The following is a 22,930-nucleotide window of genomic DNA, read 5'->3' on the forward strand; positions in this document are numbered from 1 at the left end:
AGGCTATTTTCCAACGCAGCACTTAAGGAACGATAAAGGATGAATTCAATTCGGCTGTTTTTCAGGAAATCGCCTGATTTCAACGGGTTGCCCCGATTTATCTAAAGTTTGAAGAAAATTTTCCGAAAACTTGGCTTAAATACCTGTTTTATTTTACGAAAATTGACTCTGCACGATCAACGCGACATTCTCAGGTGGCTGCTACAGTGTATGCATAACAAGTGTGCCGGCACAAAAATGGCACGCGCAAGCGAACAGACTGTGGGTAGCAAACATGTTCTTTCTCTTGAGGACGGCCTTCTGGCTGACCCTCGTTCTGGTCCTTCTTCCACTGGGATCGGACGGGGAACAAACAGTGGAAGAGAAACTGGATCCGGTCTCGGCCTATCTGGCCGCCCAGGCGACAATGTCGGACCTTGGCGGGTTTTGCCAGCGCAATCCCGAGGCCTGCGAGACAGGAAGCGACGCCTTGACGGCAATCGGCAGCCGGGCCCGGGAAGGCGCCCGGATCGTGTACGAATTTCTGGACACCCAGCTCGCGGAGTCGTCAACCGGCGACGGCCTGGTGACCGGGTCAACGGCCTCTGCCGTCGAAGACCGCTTCCAGCACAATTACGCCGGCGCCCAATCGTGGCAGCCTGATTTGAACAAAGTCTCCACCGGGGAGACAACCTTTGGGCCAGTGCCGCGGCCCAAACCGCGCTCAGGCCGAAACACCTGAGCGTCCAAGCCGTTGAGGATCCTATGACCTCCGCGATCTGAAAACGGCAATTGCGCCCCGCTTGAGTGATGCCGGTCCCCGGCATTGCGAAGACGGCTTCACTTCAGCAGACAGTTCTGCTGCGCCGCAGATGGCAAGCTGCCCAATCCATCTGCGGCGTTTCTTCTTTTTTGCCGCTCACCGGCTGTCCCGCCCCTCAATTCCCCATATTTCTGTCGGCGCGCGAACCGCGTCATTTTCGGACCTGGCATTGGCACACGTTCAGACGAGGTCTATATGAGGGCGTTACTGACGTTCAAAGACCGGTGCCATGACAACTTCTATCGACGACATCGTTGAAACATTCGAATTTCTCGACGATTGGGAAGACCGCTACAAATATCTGATCGATCTCGGCCGGGAGTTGCCTGAGCTTGCAGAAGACGAGCGGACGGATGAAAACAAGGTGCGCGGCTGTGTTTCCCAGGTCTGGCTGATCACCTCCATCACCACCGGATCTGACGGGACACCTGTGCTGACCTTCAGAGGCGACAGCGATGCCCTGATCGTTCAGGGGCTGGTCGCGGTCGTTACGGCGCTGTTCAGCGGCAAACCGGCGGCCGCTATTCTGGAAATCGATGTCGAAGCCATCTTCTCCAAACTGGGACTGCAGGAGCATCTCACACCGCAGCGCTCCAACGGACTGAGATCCATGGTCGGACGTATCCGCTCCGCCGCGCAGGCGGCCCTGACCGAGGCTTGATCATCCGGACGGTTTCAGCCGTCCGAAACGAACTCCAACACCCAGCTAAAAAAAGAGCTGCCACGAGGGCAGCTCTTGAGATCCGGTTTGAAGAGTTCGCTTCAGATCTTACTTGGAGCGCTTGCGCTGCTGGCCGAGGCCCATTTTCTTGGCAAGCTCGGAACGGGCTGCCGCGTAGTTCGGCGCAACCATCGGGTAGTCGGCACCCAGATCCCACTTTTCCCGGTATTCTTCCGGGGTCATGTTGTAGTGGGTCCGCAGGTGGCGCTTGAGCGACTTGAACTTCTTGCCGTCTTCCAGGCAGATGATGTAGTCCGGCATTACGGATTTCTTGACCGGCACCGCAGGCTTCAGCGGCTCGGGCTCCGGCTCACTGGAAGAAGTTACAGTTTTCTGCAATGCGTTGTGAACCTCACTGATGAGGTTCGGCAGATCTGTCGATGCAACGGTGTTGTTGCTTACATATGCTGAGACGATGTCAGCGGTAAGATCAATCAAATTTGCATCCACCGGACTGTCAGTCATTTTTCACCCGTTCTCTACTGAATTCAAAATTAGTTGCGGTGTTAACCTGCAAAAAGTTTGGGCAGAGAACGAAAAGAATTTTTCGTTACTTTCTGCCCGATAAATCGAAAATGATTCTACTTTGCAGGCGACCTTCACCGCCTTATATCGCCGGATTTCAAATCAGACAACCCCACGAACCAAATAAAAATCAATCCGAAACAATAAAAATGGATTTCTATAAATATTGACTATTTCCGATGCATTGAAGACAGCAAGGAACCGATAGTATTGTGGCAAGCCCGATCTTCGACAATTCGAAGCTCGAAAACGTCAGAGCTCACCCGTTCGGCCGAACCGTCTCGGCCAACGCATCCTGTTTAGTATCCGCACAGGGACGATAACCTGCCGCATAGGCAGCTTTCGCCAATAAATGAGCCGAAATTGGGGCTGTAAGCAGGAAAAACACCACACCGGCAAGTGCCCGGGTTACAACGGCAAGATCGCTCGCATGTACCGCAAGGGCAAGTAGCATGACACCCGACCCCAGCGTTCCGGCCTTGGACGCGGCGTGCATTCGCATGTAGACGTCCTTCAAGCGGATCAGACCGAGTGAAGCGACCAGCGCGAACATGGCTCCGACGATGAGCATGACGCCGGTCACGATTTCCACGATCACTGTCGTCATTGGCCCGCCTCTCTTCGTTTGATGCTCTCTTCGACCTCGGCCATGATGGTCTCGTCTCCCGCAATGCCACGATTGAGCACGAAACGGGCGAAAGCGGCCGTTGCCAGGAAACCGACAAGGCCAAGAGTGATCGCGATATCGATATAGAGATAGAACCCGGTCGAAACCCCCATCGCCGCGATGAACCCGATGCCGACGGCCACCAGCATGTCGAGCGCGACGACCCTGTCGGGCAGGCTCGGCCCCTTGACCGTGCGATAAACGATAATCACGAAGGAAATCGTCAGAAGTCCGAGCGCGATATGGACGGACAGATGCAGAAACTGGGCCGAAAAGGCGCTTAGAGAGCTCATCTGAACACCTCCAGTATCTTTCGCTCGAAGCCATTCTTGATGTCGTCGATCGTGGCCTGAGGGTCGGGAACGTCAATGCAGTGAATATAGAGCGTCTTGCGATCTTCGGAGACGTCGACCGACAGGGTCCCCGGCGTCAGCGTGATCAGATTGGCCAGCATCGTGATTTCGAAATCCCGGTCCACCGTCAGAGGCAGGGCGATGATACCCGGCTGCAGTTCGATTTTCGGCTGCAGCACGATCATGGCAACTCGCCACGCGGACAGGACCAGTTCGTAGACGAACAGAACCGCCAGCCCGCAAGCCTTGCTGAAACGCTGATAATAGGCCGCGGTTCCAACCTGTTCGCGGATCAGGTAGAGCGCACCGAACCCGAGGACGAAGCCGAAGGCCAGATTCACTTCCGAGAAACTGCCCGAGACCGCGCCCCAGGCCAGCATCATCAGAACGTTGATGAGTAAAAGACCTGTCATCCCTGCTCTCCAAAGACCGAACGCTGGTAACCAAACGGCTGATCCACACCGCTTGCGCCCTGGGTTGCGAGTTCAATCATCCATTCCGGCTGAAGACCGAAATAGACAACAAGCGCCGTGAGAATGCCGAGCGGCAGCCAGACAGCCCCGCCGGACAATTGCGGAGCCTCCACCTCCACGGCGTCGGCCGTCTGCCCGTCCGGCGTCCCTTCCGGACCGCCACGCCAGAAGGCGAAGATCCATACCCGCCCCATGGCAAGCGTCGTCAGAAAGCCGCTGACGAGAATAGCCGCGCCAAGCGCTGTGCCGAACCGGAGTTCGTCATCGCGGAAAGCCGCATCGACCAGCATGATCTTCGGCCAGAAACCTGAGAAGGGCGGCAGGCCGGAAACGGCGAAGCCGAGCACGAGGAAAACACCGGCAAAGGCGACGTTTTTTCGATAAAGACCGCCAAGCTTGCGCAGATCGTAGGATCCGCCGAGCATGTGCATGACCCCCGCGGCCATGTAAAGGGCCGTCATCACGACGATGGAATGCACCGCGTAGAAAATCGCTCCGGAGATCGCCAGGGTGGACCCGACGGCGACGCCGGCCAGCATCGAACCGATGCCGGCAATGACCACATAGCCGAGCAGCCGGCGCACCTCGCTTTGCGCCAGGGCGCCGATCGCACCGGTAATCAGGGTCACGATCGCCACGAGCGCGATAAGATCCGCCAGATGGTCGCGCGATGCGGGAAGGATCAGAACGAAGACGCGGATAAGGGCATAGACGCCGACCTTGGTCAAAAGACCGGCAAAGACGGCCGAAACCACCACATTCGGGGTATGATAGGAAGCAGGCAGCCAGAAATTGACGGGAAACGCCGCGGCTTTCATCGCGAAGGCGAGAAAATAAAGTGCGGCCACCGTCGCAAGCGTTCCGGAGGCCGGATTATCCAGAGCCGCGACCTTCAGGGATATGTCGGCCATGTTGAGCGTACCAAAAATCCCGTACAGCAAGCCGGTCGCGATCAGAAACAGGTTGGTGCCGACAAGGTTCAAAACGCCGTATTTGACGGCCCCGTCCAGTTGGATCCGGTCGTTGCCGAGCACCAGAAGCCCGTAGGACGAAATCAGCAGAACCTCGAACCAGACGTAGAGATTGAACACGTCACCCGTCAGGAATGCTCCGCAGACGCCGGTCATCAAGAGCAGCAGGAAGGGATAAAATCCGTAGCGCCGCCCCGTGCTGTCGACGCTCGCCGCGCCGAAGAGACCGCCGCAAAACGCCACGATGGAGCCGATGAAAGAGAGTGTCGCCCCGAGCGCGTCAACCGTGAAGGCGATGCCGAACGGCGGCAGCCAGCTGCCCATGACCATGGTGATCACACCGTGATCGAGCACCCGCACAAGCAGCGTCAGACTGGCCAGAACCAGTGCACCCAGAAAGGCAATCCCGAGCTTTGGCTGCAGGTCGGTGTTCTTGCGCAGCATCAGGCACAAGGCCCCACCCAGCATGGTGATCAGCGAAGGCGCGACCACCAGCCAGTCGCCCGCGGCGACCGGGGCGGTCGCCATCGCCTGGGACAGATCGACGGAAACGGAAGAACCGGCCATGTAGCTTAATATCCTTGCGGCGGGTTTTGATCGTGCTCTGGTTCGGCGATGCGCATACTGTTCACCTCATCCGTGCCGAGTTCCTGGTAGGCGCGGAACGCCAGCACTAGCAGAAACGCGAAAAACGAGAAGGAAATCACGATCGCGGTCAGCACCAGCGCCTGTGGCAACGGATTGGCGGTCGCGGTTGCCGGTGTATAGAGGTTTTCCGGAATGAGCGGCGGCACCTCGCGCGTCAGCCTGCCATTGGTGAAAATGAGCATGTTGACCGCGTTCCCCAGGATGGCGATGCCGAGGAGAATGCGCACAAGCTGCTTTGAGAGCATCAGATAGACGGCAACCGTAAAGAACAGGCCGATGAGAATGACGACGCCGCTTTCCATCAGTCGGCTTCCCTTTCTTCCAGCGCAAGCGCGATCGAGCCGATGGCTCCGACAACAACGAGATAGACGCCGATGTCGAAAACAAGCGGCGTGGACAAGGCCACCTCCACATCCGATACGTGGAAAATCAGCCACTGGCTGGTCATGAAAGCCTGGTCCTTGAAAAAGGACAGCATGCCGGCCAGCGCCGCCATGAAAAGACCAAACCCCGATACGCCCATCGGATGGAAAACGATGGCGCGGCGAACGGACGCCACACCACAGGCGATCCCGTAGATCGCGAGCGCCGATGCGGCGATCAGACCGCCGATAAACCCGCCTCCCGGCTCATTGTGTCCGCGCAGAAGCACGAACACGGAAAACAGGACCATGAGCGCGGAAAGATAAGGCGCGATGGTGCGGAAAATGATCGTACGCATCAGCTTGCCTCCACTTTCTGCGGCTGAGAAGGACCTGGATCGGACATACCGCCATCCTTGTCAGGCTTCGTGCGCACGCGGATCAGGGCAAGGACGCAAAGCCCTGTGAGCACGACCACCGCGATCTCACCCAATGTATCGAAGCCTCTGAAGTCGACGATGATGACGTTGACGATGTTCCGGCCGTGGGCGATCGCCCGGCTATACTGGGCGAAGAAGTCCGACAGACGGCTGTCGAACGGCTGTTGCGTGATGGCCAGAAGGGTGAGTGTCAACCCAAGCCCCACCGCGACGGCAACGACGCCTGTCAGAAACGCGGCCGGCGCCGGGCGATGATCGCTCGGCGACAGGTTGAGCCGGGTCATTACAAGCGCAAGGATGACGACGGAGAGCGTTTCGACCATGAACTGCGTGAAGGAAAGATCGGGCGCGCCGAACATCATGAAGATCAGCGCGACCGCGAACCCCTGGATACCGAGCGAGACGATTGCCGTCAGCCGGGTTTTGGCGATCAGAACCGCAATCAGCCCCAGAACCGCTATGAACAGGATCCCCCATTCGTAGAAGCGGTAGTCGGGAAGTTTCGGCCAGGCCGGAAGGCTCCCCGTCATGAAGCCCGGCAGCAGCACGGCGACCGCGGTGAAGATGAAGATCAACATCATGTAGGTCTGCATCTTGCCGTTCTGAAGCTTGCGGGTCAGCCAGCCGGAAAATCCGACGATGCCGCAGACGAACTGGTCGAACCCCTTGTCCGGGCCCCAGCCGATCGCCGCCAGAACCGCCCCCACGAGCGACCTGAGCCGGTCAAGCTGCGTGAAAAGCGCGACGCCCAGACCGATGGTGATCAGGGACAGGATCAAGGGCGCGTTGATCTTCGTCGGCCAGAGATGCAGGTCGATCTGCTTGAACTCGCCGACGAGCGACGACAGCGTCGGGCCGACAAAGAGTTCGCCGGTCGTGTGGGCGATCAGGGCCAGCCCAAGTCCAGTGACGGACAGGAAGACGGGACCGGCGAACAGAAGAACCGGTCCTTCATGGGCATGTTTCGGCGTCTCGACCTTCGGTCCGAAAAACGGCTTGATGGCGACAGCGGCCGCGATCACCAGCATGAGCGCATTGCCGATAACGGCCGTAACCGTGACGGCCAGCCCGAGTTCCAGCCAGCCCCATGTGCCGTAGTAGAGGACTTCCTTGGCGACGAAACCGATAAACGGCGGCAGACCGGCCATGGAGAGGGACGCCAGACAGGCGGCCGCGAAGGTGATCGGCATGGCGGACCGCAGCCCGCCGAGCCTGGTGATGTCGCGCGTTCCGGCTTCGTGATCGATGGTGCCGGCCACCATGAAGAGGCAGCCCTTGAACAGGGAATGTGCCAGCAGATAGAGCACCGCCCCTTCCAGCGCCTTCTCATGACTGGTCCCCACAAGCATGACGAGCAGGCCCAGCGAGGCAACGGTGGTATAGGCCAGCATCAGCTTCAGATCGGTCTGGCGGACGGCGAGCAAGGTCCCGACGATCAGGGTGACGCCGCCGAAAAGCGGCAGGACGGTCGTCCAGAGCGCGGTCTCGCCCAGAAGCGGATGCATCCGCATGAGCAGATAGACACCGGCCTTCACCATGGTTGCCGAGTGCAGATAGGCCGACACGGGCGTCGGAGCCTCCATTGCGTTGGGCAGCCAGAAATGGAACGGAAACTGCGCCGACTTGGTGAAGGCCCCGCCGAGCACCAGCAGGAAGATCGGCAGGTAGAGGCCCGTGTCCTTGATGATGTCCGGTGAGCCCAGCAGGACCGACATTTCAATCTCGCCGGTGGCCGAAATGATCAGGATAAAGCCCGCCAGAAGCGCCAGCCCTCCCCCGCCGGTCACCACGAGGGCCTGAAGCGCCGCGCGGCGCGAGGCGGCACGCAGGTTGTCGAACCCGATCAGAAGGAACGACGTGATCGAGGTCAGCTCCCAGAAAATGAACAGCGAAATCAGATTGTTGCCCAGCACGAGACCGAGCATCGAGCCCATGAACAGGAACAGAAACGAAAAGAACCGACCTTGCTGCGGATGGCCTTTCAGATAGCCCCCGGCGTACAGGATGATGAAGGTGCCAATGCCGGATATGAGCAAGGCGAACAGGGTCGACAGGCCGTCGACATAGACCGAGAAATTGACACCGTAACTCGGTGCCCAGGCCTTGGCGGCGACAAAGGTCTCGCCGTGGGACACCGGGCCGATGAACCCGGTAAAATGGAGAAAGATCAACCCCGGCACGATGGCCAGCGGCCATGCGGCGTTATGCTTGAACCAGCGCGTCAGCACGGGGGCGACGACGGCCGCCGCGAAAGGAGCCAATACCGCGTACAGGGTGGTGTCGTCGATCAAGGCTGGCGTCATGCTGATCTTTCGTCACAAGGTGTTTGCATCCGAGGCGCCGATCCAGTCGAATCAGCGGCCCGATGCGAATGATAGCGGACCAAGATTTTCTAGACATGTCTTAGGCAAGTGATTTTGCGCCTTCAAGCGATTGTTGTACGATTTTCCGCCTTTTCTAACAGGTTGCGTTTAAACTTTTAAATAAAACCAACAAATTGTGAAAGAAACGCCCGGGCTGCACGTGGAAGTTCCGATTCCCGGCCCGACCCGCATCGGCAAATTTAACCAGCGGCGGCCCGCGGAAGTGTTCGAATTCTGCCGGTCCCCAAACGCAGTCTGCTTGTCGCAGCACAGCAACCGGCGACCTTCGACTTTCCCCAGCGAGAGCCGAAAGCACCTAAAATCAATCGAAATTCGGACAAATTACAGGAATTCACAGACGGCCGTCATTTGATGGCCCGAGACGCCAATCGACTTGATTTCGCGACGTAAATGCCATTTCAATTTAAGTAGGGTGCCTGATCGGGTTTTTAAGTGAGGCAAAGAAGGCGATGGACAGCACGAAGGAAGCCGAATCCGGAACAGGCCTGCTCCATCCGTCGGCAATCGACTTTGAAACACTGGTAAACCTGAGCAGCGAAGCGATCGCCGTGATCGCGCTCGACGGCACGCTCGCGTTCGTGTCTCCCGCCGCGGAGAGACTGTTCGGCTGGAGTAAGGAAAAACTCGCCGGTCAACTCTCCGATCTGGTCTACCTCAGTGCGTCCGATCCGGATGGGGAACTGATGCACCGGATCCTCTCCGGTGGCGCGACACCCGACATCCCCCTGCCCCATGCGGATCTCCAGTTCCGATCCGCCTACGGCCCGATGATATGGGCGGAGGCCAAGGCGCATCTCCTTGTCGACGCCACCAGCACCCCTTACGCCTTCGCCGTCTATTTCCAAAATATTGCGAAGCGCAAGGACCTGGAAAACCGGCTTGAGGCCGCAACCCAGACAGATGCCCTGACCGGCCTGTTCAACCGGGGTGCTTTTGAAGACAGTCTGAGACGCGAATGGGCGATCGCCGTTCGGGAGAAGACACACACCGGACTGATAAAGGTGTCGCTCGACAAGTTCGAGGCCCTTGCCGAACGCTATGAGCCTGGCATCGCGGAAGAATGCCTCACGAAGGTCGCCCAAACGCTCAAGGAGACCGCCCGGCGACCGGCCGACGTCGTCGCGCGTACCGGCACTTCGGAGTTTTCGCTGCTGCTTCCCAGAACCCACGAAATGGGCGTCGAAACCATCAGCGCTTATATCCACGTCGCCATTCGGGACCTCGCCCTTCCCAATCCGGACAACAAGGCTGGAAGCGGCGTAGAGACGGCCTCTGTCGGCGCGGCTTGCGCAATTGTCGAAAAGGCAGGCGTTTCCGAAAGCTTTGAGACGATCCTGGCGGCTGCGGAAAACTGCGTATTTCAGGCCAGGCAGGAAGGCGGCAACCGTGTGAAGACGGTAACGAAACATATAGGTTAATGAAGCCTTTTCCCCTGACGCGCTTGCCTCGGATTCTCCTGTCTCCTATTTCTGTCGTGTCCCCAGCGATTTATGAAGAGTTGAAAGCCAGGAAATCGGTATGAGCAACGACGCCCCCCGCAAAACCGATGACACCAGGAAAGTCAGAAAAACCACCGCGGAGTGGATGCAGCAGCTCACGCCCGAGCAATTCTACGTCACGCGGCAGTCCGGTACGGAACGCCCGTTCACCGGCCCTTACTGGGACAACAAGCTTATCGGACGTTACGATTGCATCTGCTGCAATGCGCCCCTGTTCATGTCGGACACCAAGTTCGACGCGGGTTGCGGCTGGCCGAGCTTTTTCGACAAGGTCCATCCCGAGGCCGTGCGCGAACTGGAGGATCGCTCTCATGGCATGATCCGCACGGAAATTCGCTGCAGCACCTGCGATGCGCACCTCGGCCACGTCTTTCCCGATGGCCCGGAACCGACCGGATTACGATACTGCCTGAATGGCCACGCCCTGAATTTTGCCCATGGCGGCCAGACGCCCTCGAAATCGGATTCCGCTTCGGAAGAAGAAGCCTGAAGGCACCGGATTTTCAGTTCCGCGCTCCCCGGCCCTTTATAGTCCCGTAACGGAATCACGGGTAAAAAGTCCTATAATGTTTAATACCGGGGCGAGAGGCGAGCGTGAATTTCATTCCCAGGACACTACTGCGGACCGCGGGTCTTCTGACCTTGGCCCTGTTGTTGACAACAACGCAGGACCAAAGAGCCTCCGCGGCAGAGCGGATCGTTGCCTACACGGCTTACCTCCCTCCACTCTCCATCGATAAAGTGCAAAAAGGAATCGCAACCGAACTCATGGAGCTTGTCGGCGAAGAGGCCGACCTGGAGATGGATTTCCGGTTCGCCCCCTGGAAACGGGCTCAGGTTCTCGCGGAAAACACGCCGGGGAGCCTGATCTTCACGATTGCCTATTCGAAGGCAAGAGCAGACAGGTTTCAGTACATCGCGCCACTCATTTTCACCGAAAGCGCCTTTATCTCACTCGATGACTCAATCGACAGCTTCGAACAGGTCGTTGCGGCGGGAAAAATGGTCGGCGTTCATCTCGGCAGCCAGCGAAGTAAAATTCTGAAACGCGAGGGGGTCGAGAAATTCATTGAGGTTTCAAGTGCCGAACAAATGGCCACCATGCTGAAAGCCGGCCGCATCGACACCTGGTACACGATGAACCTCAGAGCGGTGCACATCTTCAAGAAGATGGGGTACGACAGTGGGAAACTCGTCATCGGCGCCCCGGTCAGCCACGGCGTGCAGTGGCTTGCCGCCAACAAATCCCTGGATCCGAAGATCCGGGCGCGATTGGCCAAGGCGATCTCGAAAGTCCGCAGGGATCCGCGGTTCTGGGAAATCGTGGACCGGTATTCGGGCTAGGACCGGCCGCAATCGACAGCAACGGCCTCATTCCCCCATCCGGGACATCTCAGCCGTCGCAACCTGTTTTGTGCTGACCTGGCCTTGAATCCGGCCGATATTCACCTCTATCCAGTCCGCCAGTTCGCGCACCTTCAAGGCCGCTTCCTTTCCGATCGGGGTCAGGCTGTAGTCGACATGGGGCGGCACCACCGGATGGGAAATCCGGTTGACGAAACCATCCGCCTCAAGGGCCTGCAGGGTTTGCGCAAGCATCTTTTCGCTGACCCCGCCGATCCGCCTGCGTAGCTCGGAAAACCTGTGCCCCCGCTCCAGCAGGACGATCAGCACAAGAACACCCCAACGGCTTGTCAGATGCCGCAGGACGTCCCGGGACGGACAGTTCCGGTTCAGGAGTTCGCCGCGTCTCACCTGATCTGAAAGAGTGTGTTCGCCATCCATTTCCATCCGCTCACGCCTCATCGTCTTGAAGACACAGGCACACTTTTTTTTTCAAAACTTACCTTTATGTATGTACTAACAAAAAGAAAGCATGGCGTCTACATAGCCCTTGTCGATTGAAACTCTGCTGCGAAATCCAGGAGAAATGCCATGCTTGCAGTCACAGGAGCCAACGGACAGTTGGGCCGTCTCGTTCTCAAACACCTTGAAAAAATCACCGACGCCCCGCTTCGCGCCCTCGTGCGCTCGCCGCAAAAGGCGGAGGACCTCGCATCGGACAGGATATCTCTGGCCAGGGCGGATTATGACGATCCGTCGACGCTTGTACCCGCATTGACGGGGGTCGACAGACTTCTGCTTATCTCGGGGTCCGAGGTCGGCAAAAGGTCGGCTCAGCACGCGGCCGTGATCGATGCCGCGAAAACGGCCGGCGTCGGTTTCATCGTCTACACCAGCTTGTTGAACGCGACCCGCTCGAGCCTGATCCTGGCCGGCGAACATGTCGAGACCGAAAAGAAGCTCGAAGCCAGTGCCCTCCCGCACGTCATTCTCCGCAACGGCTGGTACCTGGAGAATTTCACCGGAACGATCGCCTCGGCCCTCGAACACGGCGCGGTCGTCGGAGCGAGTGGCGAGGGTAAATTCTCGGCCGCGGGACGTGAAGACTATGCAGAAGCCGCCGCGATCGTCCTCGCCGGCAAGGACACCTCCAACCGCATCCTCGAACTCGCAGGCCATCCGGCCTTCTCCCTGAAGGACCTTGCTCTTGAGGTTTCGAGGCAATCGGGCCGGGAGATCCCGTTCCAGAACCTGTCGGAAGAAGACTACAGGAACGTTCTGATCGGCGCCGGCCTGCCGGAAGGTTTCGCCGCGGTTCTGGCCGACTCGGACCGCGGAGCGGCTCAGGGCGAACTCTTCAACGAAGCGACAACGCTTCAGGGTCTCATCGGCCACCCGACGAAGTCCCTGGCCTCCCTGATGTCCGGCACCGTAACAAACGGATCGTAACCGGACAGGATCGCCTTCGGCGGCGCCCGCCTGCGACGGCGCCGCCAATCCATTCCAAAAACTGCTGTCAAATTTCAATTATATTTGTTGGTCGAATGAATCGCGGACTGGTACCAAGAACCAGAAGACATTCGAAAGCCAGCCATGCAGCAGTCAACCCTATCCGATACCTTTGCCCAGGACGGCACCTACGCCTGGTTCCGGCTGGCCGTGTCGATCCTGCTCAGCACGCTGGGCGGCGCCGGCATGTGGGCGGTGGTCATTGTGCTTCCGGCGGTTCAGACCGGTTTCGGGATCGACCGGGCGGATGCGTCCCTGCCCTATACCGCCACCATGGTCGGCTTCGGCGTCGGCAACTACCTCCTCGGCCGCGTCGTCGACCGGTTCGGGATCGTCCCGCCGCTGATTGCCTCGGCCGTATTCCTGGGCATCGGCTTCGCGTTGGCCGCCATGGCCCGGGACATCTTCCTGTTCTCGCTCGCCCAGGGCGTCTTTATCGGTCTCGGCACGGCGGCGACCTTCGGCCCCCTGCTTGCCGACATCTCCCACTGGTTCCTCAAACGCCGGGGCCTCGCCGTCGGCTGCGCGGCCTGCGGCAATTATCTCGCCGGCGTTCTCTGGCCCTCCTTCATTCAATGGCACCTGCAATTCGCGGACTGGCGGGAGACTTACCTTCTGATCGGCGGCATCTGTCTCGTGACGATGGTTCCGCTTGCCCTGATCCTGCGGCGTCCGCCTCCCGAGGCGTTTCTCTCCGCCTCTTCCGGATCCAGCGCTTTCGGCACACAGACGACCAGCCTGTCACCCGCCGCCCTGCAGATGCTCTTGATGATCGCGGGCGTTGCCTGCTGTGTCGCCATGGCCATGCCCCAGGTTCATATCGTCGCCTATTGCGTCGATCTCGGCTATGGCGTGGCGCCCGGCGCCGACATGGTCGCGGTGATGACCGGGGCCGGCGTGATCAGCCGGCTTTCCTCCGGTTACATCGCGGACAAGATCGGCGGCGTGAAGACCCTGTTGATCGGATCCGTGCTGCAATGCGCCTCTCTGTTCCTGTTCATTCCCTTCAACGGCCTGACCTCGCTTTACCTGGTCTCGCTGATCTTCGGGCTCTCCCAGGGCGGCATCGTGCCGAGCTACGCCGTCATCGTGCGCGAATACCTGCCCGCGCGCGAAGCCGGACAAAGGGTCGGGCTCGTGATCATGGCCACAATATTCGGCATGGCGCTTGGCGGCTGGATGTCCGGCTGGATCTACGACCTCACCGGCTCCTATAACGCCGCCTTTCTCAACGGCATCGCCTGGAACGTGCTCAACATGGCAATCGCGGTGTTTGTGCTGATGAGCGGACGCACAGGAACGCAGGCTACGCTTCGTCGTTGACCGGTCTCACGACGCCGTCGCGCAGCCCTGTGGGAAACGGTGTCGGCACACTGGCTGCCTTGGCACCGGGGTCGTGAAGGCCCTGTCTGTTCGGCCTCATCGCCCGTGCCGCACGTTCGCTCAGACCGCTGGCGAACACCAGCAAATCGGAATTTTCGGCTAAAGTTTCCTGAGAAGTCCGGTCCATATCGCCCTCCGCGATTGCACGGAATGACGGAGGAACCGAATGTCGAAACGTGTCAGCAAACGCTGAGAAACCATGTCACTCGCTCCTTCCGGACACCCCGCCCGGGTTGAGGTTGAAGTTGAAATGGCAGGTCTCCTGACTTGCGGGTCGCCGCTTGCCCGATCCTTCCCGGACATTCGTCCAGTGGAAACTACAGGTTCGCTCGCCGCTCACAGTTGCGGGGGCAGTCACGGATTTGGCGCATATGTCCACGCCGCACCGTGTTCCCTTTTAATCCCGGGCCAGTGACTGGAACCGGGAACCATCTCCTTTTAAGTGCAGAGTTCCAATGCGCGTGTCAATGGTCGATACCGGCAGTCCAAACGTCGCTGATCTGGAAACTTAAAGCTGGCTCAAAGAAGGAGGGGCGACCCTCATCATCCTTTGCAGGGGGGACAGATCGAATTGACAGGTCTTCCAGTTTCTCTTGCGTGGAATTGCCTTCATCACGTGCTTGAAATTTTGCGGCACCAGTTCGTCTTTCATGTAAGCGAGCGGGCGCAAGGGTATCATCCCCTTGAACAGGACCGCGAATTGCATCCTGGTCATCACCTTGCCTTCGGAAAGAAAAGGACGGCCCGTTTCCGGATCGAAGCCGGATGTGTCCACAGTATCGATAAGTTGCGCATAAAGTCGCATGGCGTGGTCCGAACAGTTCGTTTCTTCCAGATAGTCGAGTTCCTCGACAAATTCCGGCGACTGGAACAGCCATTTGTGCGTCTTGGTCGTTTGCCTCTCGTTGAACACTTTACGGCGGGCGGCACCTTCTTCGACCTTGCTCTCTTGAATATCCGCAAAGCTCGTTTCAACGGTCGGTTTTGTCGGGCCAAAACCAATTGTCAGCCAGGCTCCGGCAACAAGCCCGACCAGACAGATCAGAAAATAGTCGAACGCAACCTTCAAAACACAACACTCCAAATTAGTGTCCTTCCGATAGCGTACAACTTTTAATAAACGGTGAGTGGCTCGCGACAAACCAGCGATTAGCTTCCCTCTTGCCTTCGAAAGGCAAAACGCCTACCTCGATGCCATGAAAAAAGACGCTCTCCCCCCCTGCGCCGACGCGCGCCCCGTCAAGCACGAAACCCACGGCATTTCCCGCCAGGACGACTATGGTTGGCTGCGCGCCGACAACTGGCAGGAGGTCATGCGCGATCCCTCCACGCTCGACGCGGATATCCGGGCCTATCTGGAAGCGGAGAACGCTTACCAGGAAGCCCAGATGGCGCCGACAAAAGAGCTTCAGGACACGCTCTTTTCGGAAATGCGCGGCCGGATCAAGGAAGATGACAGCTCCGTCCCCTCGCCGGACGGCCCCTACGCCTACGGCATGAAATACGAAACCGGCGGCCAGCAGCCGATCGTCTTCCGCACGCCGCGTGACGGCGGCAAGGAAACCATTCTGCTTCATGGCGACAAGGAAGCCGAGGGCAAGAGCTATTTCCGGATCGGCGGAGCCGGACATTCCCCGGACCACAAGCTGATCGCCTGGGCTTACGACGACAAGGGCTCGGAATTCTTTTCGCTGCGCCTGCGCGACAGCGAAACTGGCAAGGATCTCGATTACAGCATCGAGGACACGGCCGGCGGCGGTGTCTTTTGCGCGGACAGCAAGTTCATCTTCTATATCCGCCTCGACGACAATCACCGGCCGTCGAAACTGTTCCGCCACGAAATCGGCACGGACCCGGCCAAGGACGTGCTGATTTATGAGGAAAAGGACTCCGGTTTCTTCATGGGGGTCGGCAAGACCCAGTCGGGCGAGACGATCCTGATCGACATCCACGATCACGAGACCTCCGAAGTCTGGATGATCCCCGCCGATAAACCGACCTCCGACCCGGTTTTGATCGCGCCTCGCGAGACCGGCATCGAGTACTCCATCGACGATCACGGTGACACGCTCTACATCCTGACAAACGCGGACGACGCCGAAGACTTCAAGATCGTCACGGCACCGAAGAAGGCGCCCGGCCGGGACAACTGGACCGATCTGGTTGCCCACAAGCCGGGCTGCCTGATCCTGTCCCACTGCGTCTACAAGACATTCATGACCCGGCTGGAACGCGAAGACGGCCTGCCGCGCATCGTGATCCGCCGGCTGGTCGACAACGTCGAACATTCCATCGCCTTCGACGAGGAGGCCTATTCTCTCGGCATGGGCGGCGGATACGAATTCGCCACGGACACGATCCGCTTCACCTATTCCTCAATGACCACGCCGTCGCAGACCTTCGACTACAATGTCGAGACCCGCGCACGGGTGCTGCGCAAGGAACAGGAAGTGCCGTCCGGCCACGACGCCTCGGACTATGTCACCCGCCGCCTGATGGCACCGGCGGCTGACGGGGAAACCGTTCCGGTCTCCCTGCTCTACCGAAAGGACACGAAGCTCGACGGCTCCGCACCGCTGCTGCTCTACGGCTACGGCTCTTACGGCATCACCATTCCGGCCAGCTTCAACACCAATTGCCTGTCCCTGGTGGACCGGGGATTTGTCTACGCGATTGCGCATATCAGAGGCGGCAAGGACAAGGGCTTCCGCTGGTACAAGGACGGCCGGCGCGAGAACAAGAAGAACACCTTCACCGACTTCATCGCGGCCGCCGATCATCTGGTGGCGCAATCCTTCACGTCGCACGACCGGATCGTCGCCCAGGGCGGCTCCGCAGGCGGCATGCTGATGGGCGCGGTCGCCAATCTGGCGCCGGAAAAATTCGGCGGCATCATCGCGGAAGTCCCCTTCGTCGACGTGCTTGCGACCATGCTGGACGACACCTTGCCGCTGACCCCGCCGGAATGGCCGGAATGGGGCAATCCGATCGCCGACAAGGCGGCCTACGAATATATCGCCTCCTACTCGCCCTACGATAATGTCGAGGCGAAGGACTATCCGGCGATCCTCGCCGTCGCGGGCCTGACCGATCCGCGCGTGACCTATTGGGAACCCGCCAAATGGGTTGCCAGGCTGCGGGCGACGAAAACAGGCGATGCGCTGCTCATGCTGAAGACCAACATGGACGCCGGCCACGGCGGTGCTTCCGGCCGCTTCGACAGGCTGAAGGAAGTCGCCCTCAACCAGGCCTTCTCCCTGATGGTGGCCGGCAAGGCATGACAATCCATTCGAACTGTTGACGGAATCGGCCCGGGAGCGGGAGATCTTCCTCCTCCCCTCCCGCAACGGCCGCGACCGATTGGCACCAGTCCGAAAGTCCTTCGCTCGTGACTTGATTTTGGCGAAGTCATCGGATCAAGTGTCCTTGGAAACCTGCCCGCCGGGACTCACCCGGGACCTTCTTACCGGAGCTTGCCATGCGCCGCCGCCTCTTCGATCCGGTTTTCTCCGGAAAAAGACTGAAATCCGGTCTGCGGCTTTTTGCGGGAGCCGCGGCAATATTCAGTCTGGCTGCCTGTCAGCAGACACCGACGGTTGAGGATCTGCTGTTCGCGCCGACCGTCAGTGCGACCCGGGCTTCCATTCCCTCCACCTACAACACGCCCTATGACTGCCGCTCCTTTACCGGATCCGGCTGGAAAGGCATTGCCAGCGGAAGAGTGGACAGGTTCTCCGGGAACTTCCTTTTTTCCAACGCCGGATGCTTCAAGACCAAGGCTGAATGTCAGGCCTATCTGAACATCATGAGCGGCTACATTATCCAAACCCGCTATTTGCGCTGCGCACCCTATTCCGCCTAGAGGTCTTCAGATCTCATCGCCCGGGAGCCCGCCCTGGAAAACCGGACGCGCTTCAAGATACCGTTCCATGAAATCGCGAAGACACTTCGCCCGGGCGCTCAATAGCCGACCTGTCGGCCAAACCGCGAAAACATCCCGTTTCTGCCCCTGCCAGCGCGGTAAGACGCGCTGAAGCGTCCCGTTAGCGAGCCCCTTGACGCATTCCGTCACCGGCAACAGGGCGATTCCGTGACCATCGGCGGCAAACTGACTTGCGAGGCCTATGTCGTCGACGGCGATCGAGGCGTTGAGATGAAGCGTTTCCTGTGCCTCCGTCTCCCGCTCGGCAAGCTGCCAATGCGGCAGGGCCGAAACCCAGATCAGTTTGTGCGCCCTCAGATCCTGAGGCGATTCAAGCGTCTCCGCTGATGCCAGATACTCCGGAGACGCGACCAGCACCGTGGAGACGCTGCCGAGACGTTTTTGATACAGACGCAGATCCGTTTGCGGCCCGATACGCAGGGCCAGGTCGATCTGGTTTTCCATGAGGTCCTTTGGCTCGTTGCTGAGGGTCAGTGTCAGATGGATGTCGGGATAGGCCTTCAGGAACGCGGACCACATCGGTTCTAGAACGCCGACCGAGATATTGGTCGGCGCCGCGACCTTTAATCGCCCCCGCGTAGCGTGGAGATCCGCCATCAGTCCTTGAAGCTCGGTCTCCGCCTGCCGGACGAGATCCGCGAAGGTCTCGTAATACGCTTCCCCTTCAGAAGTGAGCCTGAACTTCCGGGCGGAGCGGTGAATGAGTTGTGCCCCGATTTCCTCCTCCAGCTTGCGCAAGCGGCGGGTGACCGTGGCGGCCGGCAATTTCAGATATTTGGCCGCCGCGGACAGACCTCGGTTTTGCGCGATGTGAACAAAGAGCGAAATATCGTCAAGCATGATTCCAATTTCGGAATTTTAATATCCATTCCTGGATATCGATTTTCAAAATCGGAATCAATATCTCTTCCATGTCGAAACAACAGCCACGGAGGCAGCCTTGCCAAACTATTTTATCAGCGCTGGAATCGAGCTACAGCAGGGAGCGGACCTGAAACAGGCGGAGAACGGGTTGCGCCTTCTCGCCGAACAGACCCGAACCGAACCGGGATGCATCCTGTTCGAGATCCGGCAGAACCTGAAAGAGCCACAGAAATTCATGTTGTGGGAGTGCTGGACCGGACCGCAGGCTCTGGCGGACCATTTCGAAATGCCGCACACCAAATCCTACCTCGCACAGAACCTGACTCAGGTCCGCTACATCGAGGAACTCGGAGAAATCGGCGAAACCCGAACCATTCACCCAAGGGAGATACGAAGCCACTCATGAGACAGAGATTGATCGCAGCCTTTTTGATGTCCTCCGGCCTGTCATTCCTGATGTCCTGTTGGGTGACGTATATCAATCTCGGCTGGTCGGACCTCTTTTTGAACCAATGGATGGGCGCTTTCCGCCTCGCGTGGCCGGTCGCTCTGGTCAGCGCCTTTTTCCTCGGCCCGCCCGTTCAAAGGGCGTCCGCCTACCTCTCCAGCCGCCTTCCCTGATTTGAGCCAAGGAACCGCCATGACGCTCACACGCCGGAACTTCGAAGAACTCGGATTGCCCGCCGGGCCCTATACCCATGCCGTAACCCACGGGTCCACCCTTTACACCTCAGGCTTGACCGCATTTGGTACACGGGCGCAGACCGGAACGGCCGGCGAGCAGACCGGTTCCGTTCTTGATCAGTTTGAATTCATTGCGGAAAAGCACTCAGCATCCCTTCAGGATCTCGTCAAAGTCACGATTTTCGCAACCGACCCGGTGGATATTCCAGCCATTCGTGAAACCTTGGAAGCCCGCTATGAGGACAATGTCCCGGCAAGCTCGCTGGTGTTGATTTCCGAACTGTTCGATCCCGACCTTCGCGTGGAAATGGAGGCGATCTTTGCCCTAAGGAGCAAACAGGCAGAAATACAACACCGCGTTGAAAATGAGACGGCTTCGTGAAACTACGGCTTTTCAAGACGCCACAACTGCCCTACATCCGCAAATAGGCACAGCGTTGCTAGTGAGTCTCAGGTCTGTGCGCAGACAATGCGAATAAGATATAATCAATAGCACTGAACCACCTGTTTCGGCAGGTGGTTTTCTTTTCCAAGGAACCGGTTTCGCTCCAGGAAAAGACAGTTCAAAGCACTTTTCGGAAGAACACCGTTTCTTCTATCGGGGTCACGTAATAGGCTTCCGTTTCCTCAAATCCGGCGGCCTGGTAGAGCCTGATGGCGCCACGCATGCTTGGCAGCGTATCCAGCACCATGTCCCGGTAGCCCGCGTTTCTGGCGGCGGCGACGACCCTTTCGACCAAAGCCGCCCCGATGCCGAGGCCACGCCCGTCCGGCAAGACGTAAAGCCGTTTCATCTCGCACGAGCCTTCCGTCCCGAACGGACGCAGGCCCACGCATCCCAAGACCTGCCCGTCCCCGCTTTTCGCCAGAAAGAGGGATCCCCTAGGCGGGGCGTATTTTCCCGGCATCGAGGCCAGTTCTTCCTCAAATCCCTGGTAGGAAAGATCGATACCCAGCCAGTCGACGTATGCTCGGAACAGAACCTTGACGGCCTCCAGGTCGTCCCGGTTTTCGACCGGGAAAATGGCAAAGGGGTCTGTCTGGTCTATCGGCATTCAGTCTCTATGCGTGTCGGACGGATCAATTCGGTTGCACGGCGACCGGCGGAATGGCCTTCAGATAGGCCGCGATCGCTTCGCGGTCGCTTGCCGGGAGTTTCGCCATGTTCTCCTGGACGTGAACCATTTCCCCGCCGACGGAATCGTATTCCGGCGTAAAGCCGCTTTCCAGATAATAGGCAATATCCGCAGCGTTCCAACCGCCAAAACCGCCGTCTGTGGGCGTGATGTCGGGAATGGACCCCTCACCGGTTTGCGCCGGCGCGCCCCCGAGCCACCTTGTCAGCTCCAGGCCACCGGCGAAATCGCGCGGCGTATGGCATTCGCCACAATGCCCGGGCCCTTCGACCAGATACCGTCCGCGCTCCCACAGCACGGTGTCCAGACCGTCTTGCGTCACGGGCTCGGAAATCACCGGTCCCGGTTTCAGATAAAGGCGTTTCCAGAGGCCGATGCCACGCCGGAGATTGAACGGAAACCCGAGATCATGATCCGCGGCCTTTCCGTCGACCGACGGCAGGGTTTTCAGGAAGGCGAAAAGGTCGCCGAGGTCGTCCGCGCTCATCCGAATGTAGGACGTATAGGGGAATGCCGGATAGTAGTTGCGCCCGTCCGGAGACGTGCCGTGTGTCATGGCATTCGCGAAATCCTCAAGCGACCAGCTGCCGATGCCGTCCGCCGTGTTTGAGGAAATGTTCGGCGCTACGAAGATGCCGAACGGCGTTTCCAGCCGGAGACCGCCGCCGAGTTTCAGGAGATCCTCCCCCTTGGCCCCGGATGCGGCGTGGCAGGAAGCACAGCCCCCTGCCCAGAAGACCAGCTCCCCATTGGCGGCATCGCCTTGCCTGAGCGCGGACGCGTCCTCCGCGCTCATCCTTGTGGGGGCGGAGAGAGCCCATGCCGCACCCGCCGCGGTCGCGCCAAGCAAAGCCAGGACCAGAATCGCCTTTTTCATCGGGCCTCTCACCATGTCGTTTCACACCGTGGCGGTTACGCCGACGTCAGTTCTTCTTGCGGTAGGTTTCGTGGCAGGATTTGCAGGTTCCCATGACCGGGCCGAAGGCTGCCTTGAAGCTGTCGAGATCCGCGGGGCCATCCTTGCCGGATGCCGCGGCCGCTTGCTCGGTCGCCGCCGAGAATTTGGCAAGTTCCGCCGCGAACCCGTCCGCGTCGTCCCAGATGGTGGCAGCGGCACCGGTATCGCCTTCGCCTGTCCCTTCCGGGAAGAATGCGCCGAACGACAGCGAGGCAGCCCGCATCGTTGCTATCGCCGCCTTTCCGGCCGCCGGAGAATAATCGACCCCGCCTTTCATCATGCCACCACCGAGGCCAGCCGCCGCACCGACGGAGCTCATGATGGCCTTACGCACAGCGACCGGATCATCGGCGGCCTGAGCCATGCCGGCCGTGAAACAAAGTCCCGCGAGCACGCCGAATGCCCCGAGTTTACGGTTAATGCGCATATCACTCTCCCTCTCGATCAACGCATCCGAAGATGCCAAACGCACAAGGTGGAGTACAGCGCATGAAAACCATGACAATAAAATCACGGTCCCGTGATCCGTTGTGGAAATTTGTAACGAACTGTAGCGCAGACCGGATTTGCGGGGTTGGTGCCGGCTAACCGCCTGCCGCAAAACGAAAAACCCCGGCCCTTGCGGACCGGGGTCTTCCAATGCCTTCAACCGGCAGCGTTACTTGGTCGCAGCTTCGTAGAGTTCCAGGACGTAGTCCCAGTTGATCATGCTGTCGACAAAGGCTTCCAGGTACTTCGGACGCGCGTTGCGGTAGTCGATGTAATAGGAGTGTTCCCAGACGTCGCAGCCGAGGATCGGCGTCGCACCGTGCACGAGCGGGTTCTCGCCGTTCGGGGTTTTCATGATTTCAAGCTTGCCGTCCTTGACCGCGATCCAGGCCCAGCCGGATCCGAACTGGCCGACGCCGGCCGCGATGAAGTCGGCGCGGAACTTGTCGAAACCGCCGAGATCGCTGTCGATCGCGGACGCAAGCGCGCCAGGCAGGGAGGTGCCGCCACCGTCCTTCTTCATCCATTTCCAGAAATGGATGTGGTTGTAGTGCTGGCCGGCATTGTTGAACAGACCCGCGTTGGTGCCATAGCTGCCTTTGACGATCTCTTCCAGGGACTTGCCTTCCAGACCGCTGCCGGCAAGCAGTTCGTTGCCTTTGGTGACATAGGCCTGGTGATGCTTGTCATGGTGAAACTCGAGGGTTTCAGCAGACATGTAAGGGGCAAGCGCATCGTAGGCGTAGGGAAGATCGGGCAATTCGAAAGACATGAC

28 protein-coding genes and 1 riboswitch are annotated in these 22,930 nt (G+C 59.1%); of the genes, 12 read left to right on the top strand and 16 right to left on the bottom strand.

Going from position 1 to position 22,930, the window contains the following annotated elements; translation table 11 throughout:
• Positions 1-274: 274 nt before the first annotated feature.
• Positions 275-721, top strand: coding sequence for a DUF5330 domain-containing protein (locus JF539_RS12400; protein ID WP_207140988.1), 447 nt, complete (start codon positions 275-277; stop codon positions 719-721).
• A 310-nt stretch (positions 722-1,031) separates the two neighbouring features.
• Complete coding sequence (locus JF539_RS12405) at positions 1,032-1,463, top strand: SufE family protein (protein ID WP_207140989.1); 432 nt, start codon at positions 1,032-1,034, stop codon at positions 1,461-1,463.
• A gap of 108 nt (positions 1,464-1,571) precedes the next feature.
• On the opposite strand, the gene JF539_RS12410 is transcribed toward JF539_RS12405, so the two are convergent.
• The 8 genes from JF539_RS12410 to JF539_RS12445 form a co-directional block, all read right to left on the bottom strand.
• Complete coding sequence (locus JF539_RS12410; RefSeq protein WP_207140990.1) at positions 1,572-1,988, bottom strand: MucR family transcriptional regulator; 417 nt, start codon at positions 1,986-1,988, stop codon at positions 1,572-1,574.
• Positions 1,989-2,307: 319 nt separating this feature from the next.
• Positions 2,308-2,655, bottom strand: coding sequence for a monovalent cation/H(+) antiporter subunit G (mnhG, locus tag JF539_RS12415; protein WP_207140991.1), 348 nt, complete (start codon positions 2,653-2,655; stop codon positions 2,308-2,310).
• Positions 2,652-3,008, bottom strand: a complete 357-nt coding sequence (locus JF539_RS12420) for a cation:proton antiporter (RefSeq protein WP_207140992.1) — start codon at positions 3,006-3,008, stop codon at positions 2,652-2,654. Before JF539_RS12420 ends, mnhG begins: the two co-directional genes overlap by 4 nt.
• Positions 3,005-3,481 (bottom strand): Na+/H+ antiporter subunit E, encoded by a 477-nt coding sequence (locus tag JF539_RS12425; RefSeq protein WP_207140993.1) that lies wholly within the window; start codon positions 3,479-3,481, stop codon positions 3,005-3,007. Before JF539_RS12425 ends, JF539_RS12420 begins: the two co-directional genes overlap by 4 nt.
• Complete coding sequence (locus JF539_RS12430) at positions 3,478-5,079, bottom strand: Na+/H+ antiporter subunit D (RefSeq protein WP_207140994.1); 1,602 nt, start codon at positions 5,077-5,079, stop codon at positions 3,478-3,480. Before JF539_RS12430 ends, JF539_RS12425 begins: the two co-directional genes overlap by 4 nt.
• A gap of 5 nt (positions 5,080-5,084) precedes the next feature.
• Positions 5,085-5,462, bottom strand: a complete 378-nt coding sequence (locus tag JF539_RS12435) for a Na+/H+ antiporter subunit C (protein ID WP_207140995.1) — start codon at positions 5,460-5,462, stop codon at positions 5,085-5,087.
• Positions 5,462-5,881, bottom strand: a complete 420-nt coding sequence (locus JF539_RS12440; RefSeq protein ID WP_207140996.1) for a Na(+)/H(+) antiporter subunit B — start codon at positions 5,879-5,881, stop codon at positions 5,462-5,464. Before JF539_RS12440 ends, JF539_RS12435 begins: the two co-directional genes overlap by 1 nt.
• Positions 5,881-8,265, bottom strand: coding sequence for a putative monovalent cation/H+ antiporter subunit A (locus JF539_RS12445; protein WP_207140997.1), 2,385 nt, complete (start codon positions 8,263-8,265; stop codon positions 5,881-5,883). The genes JF539_RS12440 and JF539_RS12445 overlap by 1 nt, the downstream gene beginning before the upstream one ends.
• Positions 8,266-8,795: 530 nt before the next feature.
• On the opposite strand from JF539_RS12445, the gene JF539_RS12450 reads away from it, so the two are divergent.
• From JF539_RS12450 to JF539_RS12460, 3 genes are all read left to right on the top strand, one after another.
• The gene (locus JF539_RS12450) at positions 8,796-9,764 is read left to right on the top strand and encodes a GGDEF domain-containing protein (protein ID WP_207140998.1); all 969 of its coding nucleotides are present in this window, start codon (positions 8,796-8,798) and stop codon (positions 9,762-9,764) included.
• Between the two features lie 100 nt (positions 9,765-9,864).
• Positions 9,865-10,335, top strand: coding sequence for a peptide-methionine (R)-S-oxide reductase MsrB (gene msrB, locus JF539_RS12455; protein WP_207140999.1), 471 nt, complete (start codon positions 9,865-9,867; stop codon positions 10,333-10,335).
• Positions 10,336-10,439: 104 nt separating this feature from the next.
• Positions 10,440-11,189 (top strand): substrate-binding periplasmic protein, encoded by a 750-nt coding sequence (locus JF539_RS12460; RefSeq protein WP_209017262.1) that lies wholly within the window; start codon positions 10,440-10,442, stop codon positions 11,187-11,189.
• A 27-nt stretch (positions 11,190-11,216) separates the two neighbouring features.
• Here JF539_RS12460 and JF539_RS12465 read toward each other — a convergent pair whose 3' ends face one another.
• Complete coding sequence (locus JF539_RS12465; RefSeq protein WP_207141522.1) at positions 11,217-11,630, bottom strand: winged helix-turn-helix transcriptional regulator; 414 nt, start codon at positions 11,628-11,630, stop codon at positions 11,217-11,219.
• Positions 11,631-11,780: 150 nt separating this feature from the next.
• Here JF539_RS12465 and JF539_RS12470 point away from each other — a divergent pair, with 150 nt between their 5' ends.
• Positions 11,781-12,638, top strand: a complete 858-nt coding sequence (locus tag JF539_RS12470; protein ID WP_207141000.1) for an SDR family oxidoreductase — start codon at positions 11,781-11,783, stop codon at positions 12,636-12,638.
• Positions 12,639-12,782: 144 nt separating this feature from the next.
• Complete coding sequence (locus JF539_RS12475) at positions 12,783-14,021, top strand: MFS transporter (RefSeq protein WP_207141001.1); 1,239 nt, start codon at positions 12,783-12,785, stop codon at positions 14,019-14,021.
• Here JF539_RS12475 and JF539_RS12480 read toward each other — a convergent pair.
• Together JF539_RS12480 and JF539_RS12485 are read right to left on the bottom strand one after the other, a co-directional pair.
• Positions 14,005-14,208: a hypothetical protein gene (locus JF539_RS12480; RefSeq protein WP_207141002.1), complete on the bottom strand. Its 204-nt coding sequence runs from the start codon at positions 14,206-14,208 to the stop codon at positions 14,005-14,007. The genes JF539_RS12475 and JF539_RS12480 overlap by 17 nt on opposite strands.
• Before the next feature lie 107 nt (positions 14,209-14,315).
• Positions 14,316-14,529, bottom strand: a riboswitch (cobalamin riboswitch).
• A 60-nt stretch (positions 14,530-14,589) separates the two neighbouring features.
• A complete protein-coding gene (locus JF539_RS12485; protein WP_207141003.1) occupies positions 14,590-15,222 on the bottom strand; it encodes a hypothetical protein in 633 nt (210 codons plus the stop codon).
• 55 nt (positions 15,223-15,277) lie between these two features.
• Between JF539_RS12485 and JF539_RS12490 the strand changes: the two genes are divergently transcribed.
• Together JF539_RS12490 and JF539_RS12495 are read left to right on the top strand one after the other, a co-directional pair.
• Positions 15,278-17,362, top strand: a complete 2,085-nt coding sequence (locus JF539_RS12490; protein WP_207141004.1) for a S9 family peptidase — start codon at positions 15,278-15,280, stop codon at positions 17,360-17,362.
• A 197-nt stretch (positions 17,363-17,559) separates the two neighbouring features.
• The gene (locus JF539_RS12495; protein WP_207141005.1) at positions 17,560-17,943 is read left to right on the top strand and encodes a hypothetical protein; all 384 of its coding nucleotides are present in this window, start codon (positions 17,560-17,562) and stop codon (positions 17,941-17,943) included.
• A 6-nt stretch (positions 17,944-17,949) separates the two neighbouring features.
• On the opposite strand, the gene JF539_RS12500 is transcribed toward JF539_RS12495, so the two are convergent.
• Positions 17,950-18,864 carry a LysR family transcriptional regulator gene (locus JF539_RS12500; RefSeq protein ID WP_207141006.1) on the bottom strand — a complete coding sequence of 305 codons (915 nt, stop codon included), beginning with the start codon at positions 18,862-18,864 and terminating at the stop codon, positions 17,950-17,952.
• 100 nt (positions 18,865-18,964) lie between these two features.
• Between JF539_RS12500 and JF539_RS12505 the strand changes: the two genes are divergently transcribed.
• From JF539_RS12505 to JF539_RS12515, 3 genes are read left to right on the top strand one after another with little or no spacing between them, the layout of a single operon-like run.
• Entirely contained in the window at positions 18,965-19,294 is a 330-nt protein-coding gene (locus JF539_RS12505) for a putative quinol monooxygenase (RefSeq protein WP_207141007.1), read from the top strand.
• A complete protein-coding gene (locus tag JF539_RS12510) occupies positions 19,291-19,509 on the top strand; it encodes a DUF2798 domain-containing protein (RefSeq protein WP_207141008.1) in 219 nt (72 codons plus the stop codon). Before JF539_RS12505 ends, JF539_RS12510 begins: the two co-directional genes overlap by 4 nt.
• Positions 19,510-19,528: 19 nt before the next feature.
• A complete protein-coding gene (locus tag JF539_RS12515; RefSeq protein ID WP_207141009.1) occupies positions 19,529-19,954 on the top strand; it encodes a RidA family protein in 426 nt (141 codons plus the stop codon).
• Between the two features lie 181 nt (positions 19,955-20,135).
• Here the strand turns inward: JF539_RS12515 and JF539_RS12520 are convergent, their stop codons facing one another.
• The 4 genes from JF539_RS12520 to JF539_RS12535 all read right to left on the bottom strand — a co-directional run bounded on the left by JF539_RS12520 (position 20,136) and on the right by JF539_RS12535 (position 22,927).
• Positions 20,136-20,627 (bottom strand): GNAT family N-acetyltransferase, encoded by a 492-nt coding sequence (locus JF539_RS12520; RefSeq protein ID WP_207141010.1) that lies wholly within the window; start codon positions 20,625-20,627, stop codon positions 20,136-20,138.
• Positions 20,628-20,652: 25 nt separating this feature from the next.
• On the bottom strand, positions 20,653-21,585 hold the full coding sequence (locus JF539_RS12525) for a c-type cytochrome (RefSeq protein ID WP_207141011.1): 933 nt from the start codon (positions 21,583-21,585) through the stop codon (positions 20,653-20,655).
• A 46-nt stretch (positions 21,586-21,631) separates the two neighbouring features.
• A complete protein-coding gene (locus tag JF539_RS12530) occupies positions 21,632-22,093 on the bottom strand; it encodes a c-type cytochrome (protein WP_207141012.1) in 462 nt (153 codons plus the stop codon).
• A 231-nt stretch (positions 22,094-22,324) separates the two neighbouring features.
• A complete protein-coding gene (locus tag JF539_RS12535) occupies positions 22,325-22,927 on the bottom strand; it encodes a superoxide dismutase (RefSeq protein WP_207141013.1) in 603 nt (200 codons plus the stop codon).
• Positions 22,928-22,930: the final 3 nt, after the last annotated feature.

The organism is Roseibium aggregatum, assembly GCF_017309185.1.
Taxonomy (GTDB): Bacteria; Pseudomonadota; Alphaproteobacteria; order Rhizobiales; family Stappiaceae; genus Roseibium; species Roseibium aggregatum_B.